Here is a 17,419-nt window from a genome sequence, read left to right on the forward strand (position 1 = left end):
TTCCCCTCCGATTAACCCTGACTTCCCCTTGGAAAGGGGGGCTGCGATCTGATAGCGCTGGCATATGTCCACGACGCCCGCCGCCGCCGCCCGCCAGATCCTGATCCGCCTGCAGGAGGTGATGGCTGCGCGAACGAGCGCGCAGGCGAAGCTGAACAAGGTGGTGGACATCATCGGGCAGGCGCTTTCGAGCGAAGTCTGCTCCATCTATCTGGTGCGCGAGGGTGTGCTGGAACTGTTCGCGACCCGCGGCCTCAAACAGGAAGCTGTCCATGTCACCCGCATGGCGATGGGTGAGGGTCTTGTCGGCCTGATCGCGACCAATGTGGAAACGCTGAACCTGGACGAAGCGGCGGCGCATCCCGATTACAGCTACCGGCCAGAAACGGGCGAAGAACTGTTCCACAGCTTCGCGGGCGTGCCGATCGTACGGCGCGAGAGGGCGATCGGCGTCTTGTGCGTGCAGCATGTGGAGCCGCGCCGTTATGAAGAAGTCGAGATCGAGGCCCTGCAGACCGTGGCGATGGTGCTGTCGGAACTGATCGCCAATGCCGAACTGGCCGACGATGGCCCGGCGGATTCGCGGGTGCAGGATACCGGCACGATCATGTTGCAGGGCCTGCAACTGGTGATGGGCATGGCGCGTGGCCATGCCGTATTCCATCAGCCGCGCGTCCATGTCGAACATACGGTGGCGGAGGATACCGAAGCCGAGCGGCAGCGCGTCATTTCCGCCTTTGCCAAGATGCGCGAGCAGATCGACCGCATGACGGGGACGGCGGAGTTCGGCACCGAGGGCGAGCATCAGGAGGTGCTCGAAACCTACAAGATGTTCGCCTATGACGAAGGCTGGATCAGGCGCATCAACGAGGCGATCGACAGCGGCCTGACCGCCGAGGCGGCGATCGAGCGGGTGCAGCAGCGCACGCGGATGCGGATGCGGCAGATTGATGATCCGCTGCTGCAGGATCGCATGCACGATCTGGAGGACTTGGCAAACCGGCTGCTGCGCATCGTGTCGGGGCAGTTGGGGACGGCGGCGCAGCTCGGGCTGCGGCAGGACGCGATCCTGATCGCGCGCAACCTGGGGCCTGCGGAGCTGCTGGAATATGACCGGCGGCGGCTGAAGGGCGTGATCCTGGAGGAAGGATCGCTGACCGCCCATGTCACCATCGTGGCGCGCGCCATGGGCGTGCCGGTGCTAGGCCGCGTGCGGGAAATTCGGCATCAGGTGAATGAGGGCGACCTCATACTGATGGACGTCGCAGCCAACAACCTGCTCATCAGACCGACGCCCGACATGGACGAGGCGTTCGAGAATAAGCTGCATGTGACGCAGAAGCGCCGCGCGGAGTTTGCCGCGATGCGCGACCTGCCTTCGGTAACGGCCGACGGGCAGCGCATTGAACTCATGGTGAATGCCGGTCTGCGTGAGGATGCGCAGGCGCTGGATCTGGTTGGCGCCGATGGCATCGGGCTGTTCCGCACCGAGTTCCAGTTCCTTGTGTCGGCCACCCTGCCGCAGCGGGAGAAGCAGCAGCGGCTTTACAAAGACGTTCTGGACGCGGCCGGGGACCGCCCGGTCATCTTCCGCACCGTCGATATCGGCGGCGACAAGGCGCTGCCCTATATGCAGCGCGCCGAGGATGAGGAGCTGGAGGACAATCCGGCGATGGGCTGGCGCGCACTGCGGCTGGCGCTGGATCGCGATGGCCTGATGAAGGCGCAGGCGCGGGCGCTGTTGGAAGCGTCGGCGGGCAAGGTGCTCAACATCATGTTCCCGATGGTGTCGGAACCGTGGGAATATGAAGAAGCGCGCGCGCTGGTCGAACATCAGCGCGAATGGCTGCTGTCGCAGCGCAAGAAGGTGCCGGCTGGCGTGCGCTATGGTGCGATGCTGGAGGTGCCTGCGCTGGCCGAGGTGCTGGACTTGCTGCTGCCCCGGCTGGATTTCCTGTCGATCGGCACCAATGACCTGACGCAGTTCCTTTTTGCCGCGGATCGCGCGCATCCGCGCCTGGCGGAACGCTATGATTGGCTCAGCATCGCAATATTGCGCTTCCTCGACCGGGTGGTGCGGACCTGCGAAGCCTATCAGGTGCCGGTCGGCGTGTGCGGCGAGATGGGCGGGCGGACGCTGGAGGCGATGGCGTTGGTGGGCCTGGGCGTGCGGCGCTTGTCGATCACCCCGGCGTCGGTCGGGCCGGTCAAGGCGATGATCCGCGCGATCGATGCAGCCGAATTGCAGGGGCTGATGCGCGGCTTGCTGGATGATGGCGTCGTCGATGTTCGGGGCGCGCTGACCGATTGGGCCAACGAGCGGGGCATCGAACTGAATTGAACCGGAAAATGGGAATGACGCCGCCCCCATGGCGTTGACAATGGCTGTGCCGGAATGAGACAAGACCGGCTGATAAGATCGCGGAGCAGCATGGCAGAACAACCCGAATTGGACACCGGCGCAGCAGTGCCGGATGCGCAGCCCAGCACCCCCGGCGCGAAGTTGCGCGCCGCGCGTGAGGCGCAGGGCCTGTCGATGCAGGATGTGGCCACCCGCACCCGCATCGCTCAGCGTCAGCTGGAAGCGATCGAGCGTGACGATTATTCCGCGCTGCCGGGTATTCCCTATGCGGTGGGCTTTGCCCGCGCCTATGCGCGCGCCGTCGATCTGGACGAGGTGGAGATTGCCGCCGACGTCCGTAACGCCGTGCATGGGTCCCAGCTGGGGGCCAGCCGCTACGAAAGTTTCGAGCCTGCCGATCCGGCGCGGGTGCCTTCGCGCGTGCTGGCCTGGACGGCGGCGGCGATCGTCATCATCCTCGTGGCAGGATTCGCCATCTGGCGCACGCAATTGCTGACGCCGCCGACCGGGCAGGAAATCGCCGCCCAGCAGGCAAAGCCCGCCGCCGCGCCCAAACCCACCGCTGGCGTCCGTCCTGCTGCGCCGGTGGTGCAGACGGTGGTCTTTACCGCCAATGACGATGTCTGGCTGCGCATCTATGACGAGGCCGGCGAGCGGCTGAAAGATGGCCTGATGAAGAAGGGTGAGAGCTTCACCCTGCCTGCCAATGCGCGCAATCCCATGATCCTGACGGGACGGCCGCAGGCCTTGACGGTCACGGTGGGCGGCAAGCCGATCGCGCCATTGGGCGCGCCCGATCGCACGATTTCGGATGTGCCGGTTTCCGCCGCGGCGCTACTGTCCCGCGCTGCCCCCGCCGCCGCCCCTGGCTCCGCCGCGCCTGCTGCGCCATCTGCGGCGCAAACTCCTCCCGTCCGGCCTGTGACAGGAAGCGTCGCGCCTGCCATGCCAGCTGCCGCGCCCGCACCTGCCGCACCCCCAGCCGCCGAGTAATCCGGCGCTGCGTGCGGCCTTGAGCCGCCGCACGTCGCGCTTTACGGCGGCGAATATCGCCTTATGGTTAAAGGGAAGAGGTGCGGTCCTTTCGTGACCGCATTGTCGGGGAAATGTTCAAGTCGGGGATCATCATGCGTTACGCCTTATTTGCGACAACCGCCCTGCTGCTGGGGGCGCCAACGCTGGTTGCGCTTGCGCCATCCGCTGTGGCGCAGACTGTGGCGCTGGATGTGCGCGTGGACCGGCTGGAAAAGGAAATGCGCGCGGTGCAGCGCAAGGTGTTCCCGGCAGGCGCTCCACTTGAGGCGGAGATCAATCGCCCCGTGACCACCACGCCGCCGCCAGGCACTCCTTCTTCCTCGCCGATTGCCGATCTGACCGCGCGGGTGGGGGCGCTGGAATCGCAGCTTGCCTCCATGACCGGCCAAGTCGAAGAAAACAGCTTCAAAATCCGCCAGCTGGAGGATGCCTTCAACAAATATAAGGCGGAACAGCAGAGCCGCGCGGAAGTCGTGGCTCCGCCGCCGGTACGGCCGAGCGTGCCCGCCGATCCGGCCGTTGCCGCTCCCAAGCCGACCCCCGGCACCAATGGCGCGGCAAGTGAAGCGCGCAAGGCGGCGGTGGCCGCCATTGAGCGGCCCTCCACGGGAGATGCGGCGGCAGATGCCTATAATTATGGTTACCGCCTGTGGGACGCCAAATTCTATCCTGAAGCGCAGAGCCAGTTGAAGGCGACGGTTGATAAATATGGCACCGCTTCGGTCGCCAGCCGCGCTGCGAACCTGCTGGGTCGCGCCTATCTCGACGACGGCAAGCCCGCGCTCGCCTCCGTCACCTTCTATGAAAATTATCAGAAGCGGCCCAAGGGTGACCGCGCGGCCGACAGCCTTGCCTGGTTGGGTGAAGCGCTGATCCAGCTGAAGAAACCGGCGGATGCCTGCAAAGTATATGCGGAACTGGAGCAGGTCTATGGCGCGAGCCTGTCGGCCAGCCAGCGCAGCATGATGGACAAGGGCCGCGCCAAAGCCAAGTGCAGCTAAATCGGAATGGCCGAGCCGCCATCGGCTGAGGCTGGTCTGAAGACCCTGCTGGCGCAGCGCGTAAGCGCTCTGGTGGGCGACGTTGATGCGCAGCGTTTCGGCGTCGCGGTATCCGGCGGCCCGGACAGCATGGCTCTGCTCGACCTCGCCGCCAGCGTCTTTCCGGGGCGGGTGGAGGCGGCGACGGTCGATCACGGGCTACGGCCTGTTTCGGCGAGCGAGGCGGATATGGTGGCGGAATGGTGCCGCCAAAAGGGCGTTCCGCATGAGGTGCTGCACCCGGCAGAGCCGTTGACCGGCAATATCCAGCAGTGGGCGCGGACCCAGCGCTATATGGCGCTTGATGAATGGCGTGGCAGGCGCGGGATCGATTGGATCTTCACCGCCCATCATGCTGACGATCAGTTGGAAACCATGCTGATGCGGCTGAATCGCGGCGCTGGGGTCAATGGCTTGGCGGGCATCAGGGCGCGTCAGGGGCATGTCTTGCGGCCGCTGCTGGGTGCGCGCCGCGTGACGTTGCTTGAATATGCCCGGTCGCGACGGCTGCCCTTCGTCAACGATCCGTCGAACATCGATCCCCGCTTCGACCGGGCGGTGATTCGCCAGCATCTGGCTGCTGCCGATTGGATCGATTCGCAAGCGGCGGTGCGGAGTGCGGCCGCGCTGGCCGAGTGTGAAGAGGCTCTCGATTGGAGCGTGGATGTCCTGGAGACCCGGCATGTCAGGGCGGAAGGGGCAGGATGGGTGCTGAACCGCACTGATTTGCCGCGTGAATTGCTCCGACGCGTGCTGTTGCGGATGCTTACCAAAGCCGGGACCGAAGCACCGCGCGGGGACGCGCTCGATCGCGCGATTGCCGCTGCCGCGCAAGGGAGGCAGGTAAGCATCGGCGCAGCGCTGCTCAAAGGGGGACCGGAGTGGACGGTGCGATTGGCACCGCCGCGCCGTTGAAAGAAGCGGCTTCCAGATCGTTACGGAAAGGTTCCACGGGCTGACGCGGCTTAGCCTCGCTCCGTCGAAATGTTGCAGCGCAATGACCTTTCCTTAATAGCCTGCATGCTTATTGAGCCCGCCCTCTATCATGGAAAGTGAGTTATGTTCGAATTTGCGGCACTGACCTATGGTGTGCTCGCCAGCGTGATCCTTTCGGCAGCGCAACGTAACCGGAAATTGGCGAAACCGCATCCGCCGATGCTGCTGTACGCCGGTTATCTGCTGTGCGGCATTTCGGCGGGCGTCGCGGTGATCCTGGCTTATATCGCCCTGTCGCAATTCGCTGGCGGATGAACATCCGGCGGTTTGACCGCCCAACTTGCGATTTCGCCGGAGCATCCTATCTTGCCCGGTGAAAGAGAGTGATGATGAACGACGAGAAGGACCCGCAGGGTAATCCCTGGATCAAGAGCGCGATGATTTGGGCGGGCGTGATTATCGCCCTGCTGCTCTTCGTCTCCATGTTCGACAGCCGGACCGCATCGCAGGCGGGCTCCGGCATTGCTTATTCCGAATTCCGTTCGAAGGTGCAGGAAGGGCAGGTCAAGGACGTCGCCATCGCTCCGGACAAGATCACCGGCACGCTGTCGAGCGGGCAGCGCTTCAACACCGTGCCCGTCAACGATCCTGGTCTGACCGGGCTGCTGGACGACTATAATGTCAAATATTCCGGCCAGTCCGAAGAACAGCCGAGCTTCTGGATGATCCTAATCTATCAGTCGCTGCCGTTCCTGCTGATCCTGGGCATCGCCTTTTTCGTGCTGCGTCAGATGCAAAAGGGTGGCGGTGCGGGCGGCGCGATGGGCTTTGGCAAGTCGAAGGCCAAGCTGCTGACCGAGAAGCATGGCAAGGTGACCTTTGACGACGTCGCGGGCATCGATGAGGCGCGCGAGGAACTGCAGGAAATCGTCGAGTTCCTGAAGGACCCGAGCAAATTTGCGCGGTTGGGCGGCAAGATCCCCAAGGGCGCGCTGCTGGTCGGTTCGCCCGGCACCGGCAAGACGCTGCTCGCCCGTGCGATCGCGGGTGAGGCGGGCGTGCCCTTCTTCACCATTTCAGGTTCGGACTTCGTCGAGATGTTCGTCGGCGTCGGCGCAAGCCGCGTGCGCGACATGTTCGAGCAGGCGAAGAAGAACGCGCCCTGCATCGTCTTCATCGACGAAATCGACGCCGTTGGCCGGCATCGCGGCGCGGGCCTTGGCAACGGCAATGACGAGCGCGAGCAGACGTTGAACCAGCTGCTGGTCGAGATGGACGGCTTCGAGGCCAATGAGGGCATCATCATCGTCGCGGCGACCAACCGTCCCGACGTGCTGGACCCTGCCTTGCTGCGTCCGGGCCGTTTCGACCGTCAGGTCGTGGTGCCGCGCCCGGATATCGAGGGCCGCGAGAAGATCCTGGCCGTCCACATGAAGAAGGTGCCGCTGGCGCCGGACGTCAATCCGCGCACCATTGCGCGAGGCACGCCGGGCTTCTCGGGCGCTGATCTCGCGAACCTCGTCAACGAAGCGGCTCTGATGGCGGCCCGTCGCGGCAAGCGTCTGGTCGCCATGGACGAGTTCGAGGCGGCCAAGGACAAGGTCATGATGGGCAGCGAGCGCCGCTCCATGGTCATGACCGACGATGAAAAGAAGATGACCGCCTATCATGAGGCGGGCCATGCCATCGTTGCCGTCCATGAACCGGCGTCCGATCCGATCCACAAGGCGACGATCATCCCGCGCGGCCGCGCGCTGGGCATGGTGATGCGCCTGCCGGAGCGGGACAGCTACAGCTACCATCGCGACAAGATGCACGCGAACATGGCCGTCGCCATGGGTGGCCGCGTCGCCGAGGAGATCATCTTCGGCTATGACAAGGTGTCTTCGGGCGCTTCGGGCGATATCCAATATGCCACCAAGCTGGCCCGCGACATGGTCACGCAATGGGGCATGTCGGACAAGCTCGGCCCGCTGCAATATGAGGAGCAGCAGGGCGAAACCTTCCTCGGCTATTCGCAGAGCCAGCGCGTCCATATGTCGGACGAGACGGCGAAGCTGATCGACAAGGAAATTCGTGGTCTGGTCGAGCAGGGCTATGCGCGGGCGCAGGAAATTCTCAAAGGTCATGAGGATCAGCTGCACCTGCTCGCCAATGCGATGCTGGAATATGAAACGCTGTCCGGCGAAGAGATCAAGACGCTGCTGGACAAGGGTGAGATCACCCGGGACGACGGCACCATGATCAAGCCCTCCGCGGTTCCCGCGGCGGGGTCTTCCATCCCTAAGACGCGCAAGCGCAAGGGGCCGTTCGGAGAGCCTTCGCCGGCTGGGATCTGAACAGGCTGGAGGTTAAGAAGGGCGCTGCCGGAAGGCGGCGCCTTTTTTGTTTCATGCGCCTCGATTGCGGCGGTGGTTATGCTGCGATAAGGGCCGGACATGGCCAAAGCTGACCGACTTGAACGCATGGACGTCCGCCGTCTGCAGCTGGAGGCGGAATATCGCGCTGCCCTCCTCGCGGCATTGCGGTATACGGCATCGGGCAAATGGGGTCTTTTCGACCATAAAGGGGATCGTGCGACCCGGGCCGCGATCGCCCCCACTATCGCTCGTCTGGCGGAAATTGGCGAGGCGGTCGATGACCTGCGCGAACAGCTGATGATGGAGCCGTTCGAACTGCAACAGCAGTTTCTCGCGGCGCGCGGACCAGTCAGCGCGCATGCTGTCGGAGAGCCCAAGCAGGCTCAAGCCTGGCTTGACCGGCTCGGGGATGAACAGGAAAGTGCCAGCTAACACCCATTGCGGCGGGGCGCGGCACTCGTACTCGCCTTCGTGCAACAAAATCGGCGGCTAGGTCTGGCCGTTTCGCTGGTTAATGGTTACATGGGCCGCCACGAATCCCCAGCGGTCCTCGCCGACACGCGCAGCAGAAAGTGGCTTTCACATGGATATCCGCCTCGGCCTCACCTTTGACGACGTGCTGTTGCAGCCCGCCGAATCCGATGTGCTGCCGAGCCAAGCGGACACCAGCACTCATGTGACCAAGCAGATCAAGCTCAACATTCCCATTCTTTCGTCCGCGATGGATACGGTGACGGAAGCCGACATGGCCATCGTCATGGCGCAACTGGGCGGCATCGGCGTGCTGCATCGCAATCTGTCGGTGGAGGAGCAGGCGGCTGCGGTTCGGGCGGTGAAACGCTTTGAGAGCGGCATGGTGGTCAATCCCATCACCATCACGCCGCGCGCCACGCTGGCGGATGCGCAAATGCTGATGGAGCGGCACCGGATCAGCGGTATTCCGGTCGTCGAGGATTCGGGCAAGCTGGTCGGCATCCTCACCCATCGCGACACCCGCTTTGCCGAGAACCCGGCTCAGCCCGTCAGCGAGCTGATGACCAAGGATAATCTCGCGACCGTAAAGGCGGGCGTCGGCCAGGATGAGGCGATGCGCCTGCTGCACCAGCGTCGGATCGAGAAGCTGCTGGTGGTGGATGATGATTATCACTGCGTCGGCCTGATTACCGTCAAGGACATCGAAAAAGCCGTTACCTATCCGCAGGCGACCAAGGACGGTTCGGGCCGCCTGCGCGTGGCGGCCGCGACGACCGTGGGCGACAAGGGGCTGGAGCGTAGCGAGGCGCTGATCGACGCCGAATGCGATCTGATCGTCATCGATACGGCCCATGGCCATAGCAAGCAGGTATCTGCGGCGGTCGAGGCGGTGAAGCGGCTGTCCAATCATGTTCAGGTCGTGGCAGGCAATGTCGCGACCGCCGAGGCGACCAAGGCGCTGATCGACGCGGGCGCGGATTGCGTGAAGGTTGGCATCGGACCGGGTTCGATCTGCACCACGCGCGTAGTCGCAGGTGTCGGAGTGCCGCAGCTGACCGCCGTCATGGATTCGGCCAATGAAGCGGCCAAGCAGGGCATCCCGGTGATCGCGGACGGCGGCCTGCGCACCTCGGGCGATGTGGCGAAGGCGCTGGCGGCCGGTGCGGGCTGCGTCATGGTGGGATCGCTGCTGGCCGGAACGGCGGAAGCGCCGGGCGAAACCTTCCTGTATCAAGGCCGCGCCTATAAGAGCTATCGCGGCATGGGCAGCGTCGGTGCGATGGCGCGCGGCTCTGCAGACCGCTATTTTCAGGCCGACATCAAGGATCAGATGAAACTGGTGCCTGAAGGCATTGAAGGCCAGGTGCCGTTCAAGGGCCCGGCCAAGGACGTCATCCACCAACTGGTTGGCGGTGTGAAGGCGGCCATGGGCTACACCGGCAGCCGAACGATCCAGGACCTGAAGGAACGCGCACGCTTCGTGCAGATCACCAATGCGGGGCTTTCGGAAAGCCATGTGCATGATGTGACGATCACGCGAGAGGCCCCCAATTACCCGACACGCTAAGGGGCGGCGGGCGTGACGCCATCTGCTCGCGTCCAGGCAGCGATCGAACTGCTGGACGCCATCATCGCTTCGGCACGGGATGGCGGGCCAGCGGCGGACACGCTGATCGCGCGCTACTTCAAGGAACGGCGCTATGCCGGGTCGCGCGACAGGCGAGCGGTGCGGGACCATGTCTATGATGCGGTGCGGCGCGCGGCGGAGCGGCCCGAGAGCGGCCGCGCGGCGATGATCGGCCTCGCGCGCGAGCGGGAGGAGGTCGCTGCATTGTTCGACGGGTCGCCTCATGGTCCCGCGCCGATTGCGCCGGGCGAGACAGGTGCTGCCAGCGGAGCCGTGCCGGGTTGGCTTGCGCCTCTGCTTGCGGAGCCGGTGGAGCAACAGGAACTGCTTGGCAGGGCTCCTGTCGATCTGCGCGTAAACCGATTGAAGGCGGCCCCCGACAAGGTTGCGCCGCTCTTTCCCGAAGCTGCCACGATCGAGGGCCTGCCGGATGCGCTGCGCCTGCCTGAGGGCTGGCCGGTGGAGCAGAGCGATGCGTGGAAGCACGGGCTGGTCGAGGTTCAGGACGCGGGAAGTCAGCTGATCTCCGCCGCTTGTGCGGTTGAGCCGGGCATGACCGTCATTGATCTGTGTGCCGGGGCTGGGGGCAAGACGCTGGCGCTCGCGGCTGCGATGGCGGGCAAAGGGACGCTGATCGCGGCCGACACGATCCGGTCGCGCCTCGCCCGGCTGTCGCCGCGTGCGGAGCGGGCAGGGGCGACCTTCATCGAAACGCTGCTGCTGGACCAGGGGCATGAGGCGGGTGCATTGGAGAGCTTGCAGGGGCAGGCTAATGTCGTGCTGGTCGATGCGCCTTGTTCCGGCACCGGCACATGGCGGCGCAACCCCGAGGCCCGCTGGCGGCTGACCCCTGCGCGGCTTGATCGGTTGGTGCGGGAACAGGCGCGTATCCTGGATTTTGCCGCGCCACTGCTGGCGCCAGGGGGTGCGCTCATTTACGCGACCTGTGCACTGACGGACCGGGAGGGAGCGGGACAGGTGCGAAGCTTCCTTGAACGGCATCATGGATGGGAGGCCGAGCCGATCCTGATAAGGCAAGGCCGTGATCATGGTGATGGCCGCCTTCTGACGCCCGGCCATGATGCGACGGATGGTTTCTATTTCGCGCGGCTGCGGCGCATGGCATGAAAGAGGCGATGGACAAGCCCAGCCAAAATGACGACAGTTGGGCAGAATCAACGCCTGAAACATGGCTGGAGTTGTGCATGCGCTTTACCCCTGCTTCCATCGCCCTCGCCGCCGTGCTGACCACCGTGTCGAGCGTCGGTCTGACACAGCGGCCCGACACGCAGATTTCGCCGCTGTCGATCGAATGGCAGCATGCAGGCGCGGCAGCGCGCAAGGCGGGCAATTTCGATGCGGCGAACGATGCGCTGGAAACGGCGCTGGCCGTCGATCCGCGCAACCGATCCGCTTATGTCGAACTGGCGGAAGTCGCGCGGGCACAGGGTCTCCAGGGCAAGGCGATCCGCCTGTATCGAGAGGCGCTGCTGCTCGACCCGTCCGATGTAGGAGCGCTGGTCGGCCAGGGTGAGGCGATGGTCGAAAAGGGTGCCATCGCCAAGGCAAAGGAAAATCTCGTCCAGGCTCGCAATGCTTGCAAGTCGGACTGTGCAGCCGTTGGGCAACTGGCGGCGGCGATCGAGAAGGGGCCGCCTGCGACGGTATTGAGCGCCAAGGAAGGCGTGGCAGTGCCGAAGGCGCCGGCGACGGAGACGCCGTAACGCAGGCTGAGATACCGGCGTAAGAAAGCCTTGTGGGACATGACGCCGGGATGGCTCATCTCCGTTGAATCTTCGCGCAGAGGCGCAGAGGCGCAGAGGCGCAGAGTTCGCGGAGGTTGGTCGCGCCGTTGGGCGCTTTCTCTGGATTTTGCTTGAATCGCGAGACGGCGCGGAGTTGCCTGGGTAAGGCAAAGCCTGCGCCGTCGATGTGCGTTTTGGACAGACCGATGATTTGGGCGCTGCGGGCGCCGTTCATCTCCGCAATGACGGGGTGTTACGTTCCCATCACTCTGGCCAGTTCCACAAACTCCTCGACGCTGACTGTTTCTGCGCGCCGTTGCGGGTCGATGCCGACGGCTTGCAGGGCATCCAGCGCGCCCGGCAGCGCTTTGAGGCTTTGCCGGAGCATCTTGCGGCGCTGACCGAAGGCAGCGGCAGTGAGGCGTTCAAGATGCTTGAGTTGCACCCCCTCCGGCGCTGGCTTGGGCGTGATGTGCACCACGGCGGACATGACTTTTGGGGGCGGGGTGAAGGCGCTGCGATGGACCTTCATGGCGATGCGGGCTTCACTGCGCCATTGGGACAGGACGGCCAGACGGCCATAGTGATCGCCGTTCGGCTTGGCGACGATGCGCTCGGCGACTTCCATCTGGAACATGAGCGTAAGGGACGACCACCAGGGCAGCGGGTCCCAATCCGCCGAAAGCCAACCAACCAGTAGCGCGGTGCCCACATTATAGGGCAGGTTGGCGATGATGTGCGCCTTCTCGCCAGCCTCCGCCCGCGCATCCACCTGCATTGCGTCGCCCGAAATGACGCGTAACTGTCCTGGAAAGGCTTGCGATAGTTCGGCCAGGGCGGGCAGGCAGCGATCGTCTCGTTCGACGGCGACAAGCCGCGCGCCCGCCCGGAGGATGGCGCGCGTAAGGCCGCCGGGGCCGGGGCCGACTTCAAAGGCGGGTTGATCCTTCAGATCGCCTGGAATGGCGGCAATACGGTCCAGCAATTGCTCATCCAGCAGGAAGTTCTGCCCCAGCGCCTTGCTGGCCTGCAGACCGTGCGCAGCGATTACCTCACGCAGCGGCGGCAGGATCGGCCGCGCCTCAGACCCCATGCGTCAGCCGGGAACGGGCCGCTTCCGCCGCCATCTTGAGCGCCGCCATCATGGCGCCGGGATTGGCGCTGTCCTTGCCCGCGATGCCGAATGCGGTGCCATGATCAGGCGAAGTGCGGACGATCGGCAGGCCGAGCGTGATGTTGACGCCTTCGTCGAAATGCAGCGTCTTCAGTGGGATCAATGCCTGGTCATGATACATGCACAGCACGGCGTCGTAGGTTTCACGCGCACGGGTGTGGAAAAGGCCATCGGCGGACAGGGGGCCGACAATATCCATCCCTTCCTCTCGCAGCGATTCGATGGCGGGGCCGATAATCTCAATTTCTTCGCGGCCCAGTGCTCCACCCTCTCCCGCGTGGGGATTGAGCCCGGCGACGACAATGCGCGGCCGGGGCACGCCGAAATTGCGCTGCAGCCCCTTCACGGTCGTGATGGCGCGCGCCCGGATGAGGTCGATCGTCAGGACCGACGGCACCTCGGCAAGTGGGATGTGGATGGTGACCGGCACGACCTTCAAAGTCGGCCCCGCCAGCATCATGACGGCGTTGTGGGGCGCTACGCCACAGCGCTCAGCGACGAATTCCGTCTGGCCTGGGTGGGTGAAGCCGACGCCATATAGCTGCTCCTTGCCTACGGGAGCCGTGACGATCCCTGCCGCCGATCCTGTACGGGCCAGACCCACCGCGACTTCCAACGCCTGGAAAGCGGTGCGCGCGCCGTCGATGCTTGGCGTGCCCGGCACGATCTCGCCAGCTTCGGCGACCTGAAGGCAGGGGAGGGCAGTGTCGAAAACCTCAGCCGCTTCCTGCGGCGTCGCGATCGGTGCGACGGGGCCTTGCCAGACGCGGCGCAGGGATGCGGCATCACCCACGGCGAAGAAGGCGGGCAAGCCGCGTGCTTCGCGCATGGCCCAGCTTTTCGCAACGATTTCAGGACCGATCCCCGCCGGGTCGCCGAGCGGCACCGCAAAGGGCGCCAGCTCGTGACGAGCCGAGGCGGGGTCAGTTATAGTCGATGACGGCATCGCGGCGAAGATCGCGCAAGTAGATGCGGGCGCGCTTGTTGACCCGCTCTTCCTCCAACTGCGCCATGATCTGCTCGGCATTGGGCGCGGCCGCTCCGCTCGCTTCGTCACGGCCGCAGACGACCAGCACGCGTACGCCGTCATTGATCGATCCGAAGGGCGGCGTCGCCTGGCCGACCTGCAGCCCGAGCAGAATGTCCTGCAGCTGCGGGGGCAAGTCGCGCACCTTCACATTGTCGTTATCGACCACATCGGCGCCGATCTTCCCGCCCAGTTCATTGGCCTGGCCGCAACCCTTGATCGACTTGGTCTGTGCGGCAAAAGCCGCCGCCTTGGCGCTGGCCTGTTCCTTGGATGTGCCTGCCGGGAAGCTGACCGACAGCTGCTTCAGGCTGAGCAGTGCGTCGCGCGGATCGGCGGTCAGCACCTTGCGCTTGTCCATGACGTAGATAAGCGAGACGCCGCCTGGAACCGGGATGGGACCGGCGATCTGACCGACCTGCATCTCCGTCGCCGCCTTGGCCAATTCGTCGGGCAGCTGGGCCGGACGCACCCAGCCGAGATCGCCGCCGACCGCCGCCGTCGATGCCTCGGAGAATTGCCGCGCGTAAGCCGCGAAGCTGCCGCCCTGCTTGATCTGCTCGATGATGTTGCGCGCGTTGGCGACAATCTGCGCCTGATTTTCCGGCGTCGCCGACAGGTAGATTTCCCCGATGCGATATTCCTCGCTGCCCTTCGCCGCGTTCATGCGATCGACGACTGACTTCACTTCGTCGGCCGACACGTTGACGAATGGCTGGATGTTGCGGCGAAGCAGGCGGCTCCAGGCGAGTTCGCCCTCGATCTGCCGCTTGATACTGGCGGACGAGCTGCCCTGCGCACGCAGATATTGGTCGAACTGAGCAGGCGATTGGCGGAAATTGGCCGCGACGCGCTCGTAGCTCTGCTCGATCTCCGCCTTGTCGATCTTGATGTCGTGGGCGGCGGCTTCCTGGATCTGCAGCGTTTCGTCGATCAGGTTGCGGAGCACCTGGACGCGCAGGCGCTCCTTTTCCTCTGCCGACACCTTGCCACCATTGGCCGTGATGATCAGCGCGAGGCGTTGATCGACATCGGTCCCGGTGATGATGCGGCCGTTGACGATCGCGGTCGCTTTGCGGACATTGGGATCGCTCTTGCCAAAGATGGTCACGTCCTTGGGCAGGTTGAGCTGCTGCGTTGCGACTTTATCATCGTCACCCACGGTCTGCGCCGCGACATGATTGACGCTGGACCCGAGCAGGATCGAGGACAGAAGCAGGGCGCGCACGCTGGTCCTAAAGGACTGGCCAAGGCGGGAAGACTGGGAAACGACAGGCTGCATCGTCGGCAAAACTCTCCAATACGGTCCGGCGCTGATGCGCCGACCCGCCTTAACAGGTCCTGAGCGGCCAGAACCGATCCTGAACGGGAAGGGTGATCCTTATATTCCGATATTCCGAAAAGCCAGCCGTAGTTGGAAGCTGTTGCCCTTTCGCGCGTCGCCGGCGGCCAGATAATCGCGTCGCCAGGTGACGCCCAGGGTTAAACAATCATCCTCATAGGCGACGCCAAGCCGGTGGCGAACGGGTTCATAGCCGTCGGCAACGCTGAGCGGATCTTCCTTTTGGTCCGTCAAGTCGATGACGGTGGAACCGAATACGGACCAGAAGCGGGCGAACTGAACACGGCCACCCAGGCGCAGTTCCTCGCGGTCCTGCAGATCCTCCAGCCCCGGCGCGGCATTGCGGTTCAGGCGCAGATAACCAACCATAGCATAGGTTTTGCGGCTGCCGATGGTGGCATCGACCTCGTTGCGGCGCACCGCCAAGCCGTCCTTGTCCAGGCGGAAGCGGTGAATGAGGCTGACGAAATCCTTGTAGCGCACGGTGGTGCGGCCGACGACGTCGGACATGCGATCCGACAGGCCGGTGCCATCGGGCAGGATGCTTTCGCGATTGTTGAGGCGGTAGCTCTGGCCGACCACTGTCTCCAGGGAGAAATCGGGCAGCGAGAGGCTATATTCCAGGCCATAGGTGATGCGGCTGGAATCCTCTAACCGGTCATAGCCGGAGAAACGATTCAGTGCGAAGAGGTTGCTGTCCTCCAGGTCGATCGCGCGAGCATCCTCATTGGGGACGGAGAGGTTGGCGAGCCGCGGCGCCGCCACGATCTGTACCCGCGGGGCGATGCGCTGCACGCCGCCGAAGGCTTCGCCAATGAAGGGCCAGCGCACATCGATAGCGGCGGCAGCGATGCCGCGCGCCTTCCATCCTGGATCACCGGCATAGCGGGGAATGTTGTTCAGCAGATTGTCGCTGCTGTGATAGACGTCGCCGCGCAGATAGGTGGTGAAATTCACCTCCTGTCCCATGCCGGTCAGCTTGCGCAGGTTCCATTCGAACGCGGCGAACGCGCGCTGCGTGTCCTGGCCGTGGGTGCGGGTGATGGCGAGGCTGTTCGCCTGAAGCTGAATGCGGCCGCCCAACAGCGGATCGACAAGGCGCAGGCGGTAATCGATAACGGGAAGGGCGATCGGCGTCTGGCCCTGCGGATCGCCGCTGCGCAGCGTCTGGACCGCCCAGCCTGCGATCGAGAAATAGCTGTTTTCCCCGATGCGCTGCGCTCCGAGAGTCGAACGCAGGCGGTCGTCGCGGCTGATGTCATAGCGGCGCAGGAAGGTGCGGTCGCTGGCGACCCGGATCGATCCGTTGATGCTCCATTCCGGCGTCAGCTGCATGCCGCCGCTGGCGTCGAGATAGCCGCGGAAGTCCTTTTCCGTTCCCGCAGGAGTGGTTGATCCGGGCAGGGTGCTGCTGGCGGCCGAGCGGCTTGCATGGGTGGCATAGCCGGTAATCTGGTAGGCGCCCCGATCCCAACGGTGGCGGAAGTTCGCCTCCAGCATCGGCAGCGTGTCCGAATAGACATGCGGCGTGATCGTCAGGTCGCGGTTGGGCGCGAGCTTCAGATAATAGGGAAGAGCGACTTCCAGCCCGTTCGTCCGGTCGTAGCGGATGTTAGGCACCAGAAAACCGCTGCCGCCCGTATCGCCCACTGGATGGGAAAAGCCCGGCAGCGGGATCAGCGGCAGGCCGAACAGTTCGATACTTGCGTTGCGATATTTTACCCGGGCGGCGACCGGATCATAAACGACCTTCACCGCCTTGATCTGCCATGTCGGCTCCTTGGGACAGCCATGGCTATCCTCGACAGAGCAGCCGGTATAGGCCGCCTTGTGGAGCGTATAGACGCCGTTGACGCGCACGCCCTGCGCTGCCGCCAGCCGGCCCCCGGACTGCAGCACCAACAGCATATTTTCGACGGTGCCGTCCTTCAGCGTGTCGGTGACCTGAAAGCGGTCGCCATAGGCGATATTGCCTTCTGGATCGGTGGCCGAAACATTGCCGCGCGCTTCGACCTGTCCGGTGCTGCGGTTCCACACCACCTTGTCCGCGCGCAGCCTGTTGCCCTGCCGCAGCAGTTGGACATTGCCGCTGGCGGTCACGATCTCCGTATTGCTGTCATATTCCAGGCTGTCGGCGGCGAAGCCGATCTGTTCATCGCTGGCGGGCACAGGGGCGTCCTGCGCACCGGCGGGTGTCTGCGGTGCCTGCAACTCCTGCGCCAGCACATGCGGTATCCCGCCCATGCAGATGAGCGCGGCGCTGGCGGCCAGCATATGTTTCAGACGCAAGGAACGAG

The 17,419-nt window shown here is 64.4% G+C and carries 14 protein-coding genes; 10 read left to right on the forward strand and 4 right to left on the reverse strand.

What is annotated here, in order from left to right; all coding sequences use genetic code 11:
- The first annotated feature begins 64 nt into the window (after nucleotides 1-64).
- The 10 genes from ptsP to ACZ5Y5_RS01275 all read left to right on the forward strand — a co-directional run bounded on the left by ptsP (nucleotide 65) and on the right by ACZ5Y5_RS01275 (nucleotide 11,558).
- Nucleotides 65-2,341 (forward strand): phosphoenolpyruvate--protein phosphotransferase, encoded by a 2,277-nt coding sequence (ptsP, locus tag ACZ5Y5_RS01230; RefSeq protein ID WP_464809406.1) that lies wholly within the window; start codon nucleotides 65-67, stop codon nucleotides 2,339-2,341.
- Between the two features lie 90 nt (nucleotides 2,342-2,431).
- Entirely contained in the window at nucleotides 2,432-3,355 is a 924-nt protein-coding gene (locus ACZ5Y5_RS01235) for a helix-turn-helix domain-containing protein (protein WP_464809407.1), read from the forward strand.
- 134 nt (nucleotides 3,356-3,489) lie between these two features.
- On the forward strand, nucleotides 3,490-4,398 hold the full coding sequence (locus ACZ5Y5_RS01240; protein WP_464809408.1) for a tetratricopeptide repeat protein: 909 nt from the start codon (nucleotides 3,490-3,492) through the stop codon (nucleotides 4,396-4,398).
- Between the two features lie 6 nt (nucleotides 4,399-4,404).
- Entirely contained in the window at nucleotides 4,405-5,352 is a 948-nt protein-coding gene (tilS, locus tag ACZ5Y5_RS01245; RefSeq protein WP_464809409.1) for a tRNA lysidine(34) synthetase TilS, read from the forward strand.
- A 144-nt stretch (nucleotides 5,353-5,496) separates the two neighbouring features.
- Nucleotides 5,497-5,688 (forward strand): hypothetical protein, encoded by a 192-nt coding sequence (locus ACZ5Y5_RS01250; RefSeq protein WP_464809410.1) that lies wholly within the window; start codon nucleotides 5,497-5,499, stop codon nucleotides 5,686-5,688.
- Nucleotides 5,689-5,762: 74 nt separating this feature from the next.
- On the forward strand, nucleotides 5,763-7,712 hold the full coding sequence (gene ftsH, locus ACZ5Y5_RS01255; RefSeq protein ID WP_464809411.1) for an ATP-dependent zinc metalloprotease FtsH: 1,950 nt from the start codon (nucleotides 5,763-5,765) through the stop codon (nucleotides 7,710-7,712).
- 99 nt (nucleotides 7,713-7,811) lie between these two features.
- Nucleotides 7,812-8,165 (forward strand): hypothetical protein, encoded by a 354-nt coding sequence (locus ACZ5Y5_RS01260; protein WP_464809412.1) that lies wholly within the window; start codon nucleotides 7,812-7,814, stop codon nucleotides 8,163-8,165.
- 151 nt (nucleotides 8,166-8,316) lie between these two features.
- Nucleotides 8,317-9,774, forward strand: coding sequence for an IMP dehydrogenase (gene guaB / locus ACZ5Y5_RS01265; protein WP_464809413.1), 1,458 nt, complete (start codon nucleotides 8,317-8,319; stop codon nucleotides 9,772-9,774).
- Between the two features lie 12 nt (nucleotides 9,775-9,786).
- The gene (locus tag ACZ5Y5_RS01270) at nucleotides 9,787-10,962 is read left to right on the forward strand and encodes an RsmB/NOP family class I SAM-dependent RNA methyltransferase (protein ID WP_464809414.1); all 1,176 of its coding nucleotides are present in this window, start codon (nucleotides 9,787-9,789) and stop codon (nucleotides 10,960-10,962) included.
- Between the two features lie 77 nt (nucleotides 10,963-11,039).
- Nucleotides 11,040-11,558: a tetratricopeptide repeat protein gene (locus ACZ5Y5_RS01275; protein ID WP_464809415.1), complete on the forward strand. Its 519-nt coding sequence runs from the start codon at nucleotides 11,040-11,042 to the stop codon at nucleotides 11,556-11,558.
- A 274-nt stretch (nucleotides 11,559-11,832) separates the two neighbouring features.
- Here ACZ5Y5_RS01275 and rsmA read toward each other — a convergent pair whose 3' ends face one another.
- The 4 genes from rsmA to ACZ5Y5_RS01295 form a co-directional block, all read right to left on the reverse strand.
- Nucleotides 11,833-12,672, reverse strand: coding sequence for a 16S rRNA (adenine(1518)-N(6)/adenine(1519)-N(6))-dimethyltransferase RsmA (gene rsmA / locus ACZ5Y5_RS01280; protein WP_464809416.1), 840 nt, complete (start codon nucleotides 12,670-12,672; stop codon nucleotides 11,833-11,835).
- Nucleotides 12,662-13,699 carry a 4-hydroxythreonine-4-phosphate dehydrogenase PdxA gene (gene pdxA, locus ACZ5Y5_RS01285; RefSeq protein ID WP_464809417.1) on the reverse strand — a complete coding sequence of 346 codons (1,038 nt, stop codon included), beginning with the start codon at nucleotides 13,697-13,699 and terminating at the stop codon, nucleotides 12,662-12,664. The genes rsmA and pdxA overlap by 11 nt, the downstream gene beginning before the upstream one ends.
- Nucleotides 13,677-15,062 (reverse strand): peptidylprolyl isomerase, encoded by a 1,386-nt coding sequence (locus ACZ5Y5_RS01290; RefSeq protein WP_464809418.1) that lies wholly within the window; start codon nucleotides 15,060-15,062, stop codon nucleotides 13,677-13,679. Before ACZ5Y5_RS01290 ends, pdxA begins: the two co-directional genes overlap by 23 nt.
- Nucleotides 15,063-15,161: 99 nt before the next feature.
- Nucleotides 15,162-17,396 (reverse strand): LPS-assembly protein LptD, encoded by a 2,235-nt coding sequence (locus ACZ5Y5_RS01295; protein WP_464809419.1) that lies wholly within the window; start codon nucleotides 17,394-17,396, stop codon nucleotides 15,162-15,164.
- Nucleotides 17,397-17,419 lie beyond the last annotated feature (23 nt).

It is taken from the genome of Sphingobium sp. TomTYG65 (genome assembly GCF_055395525.1).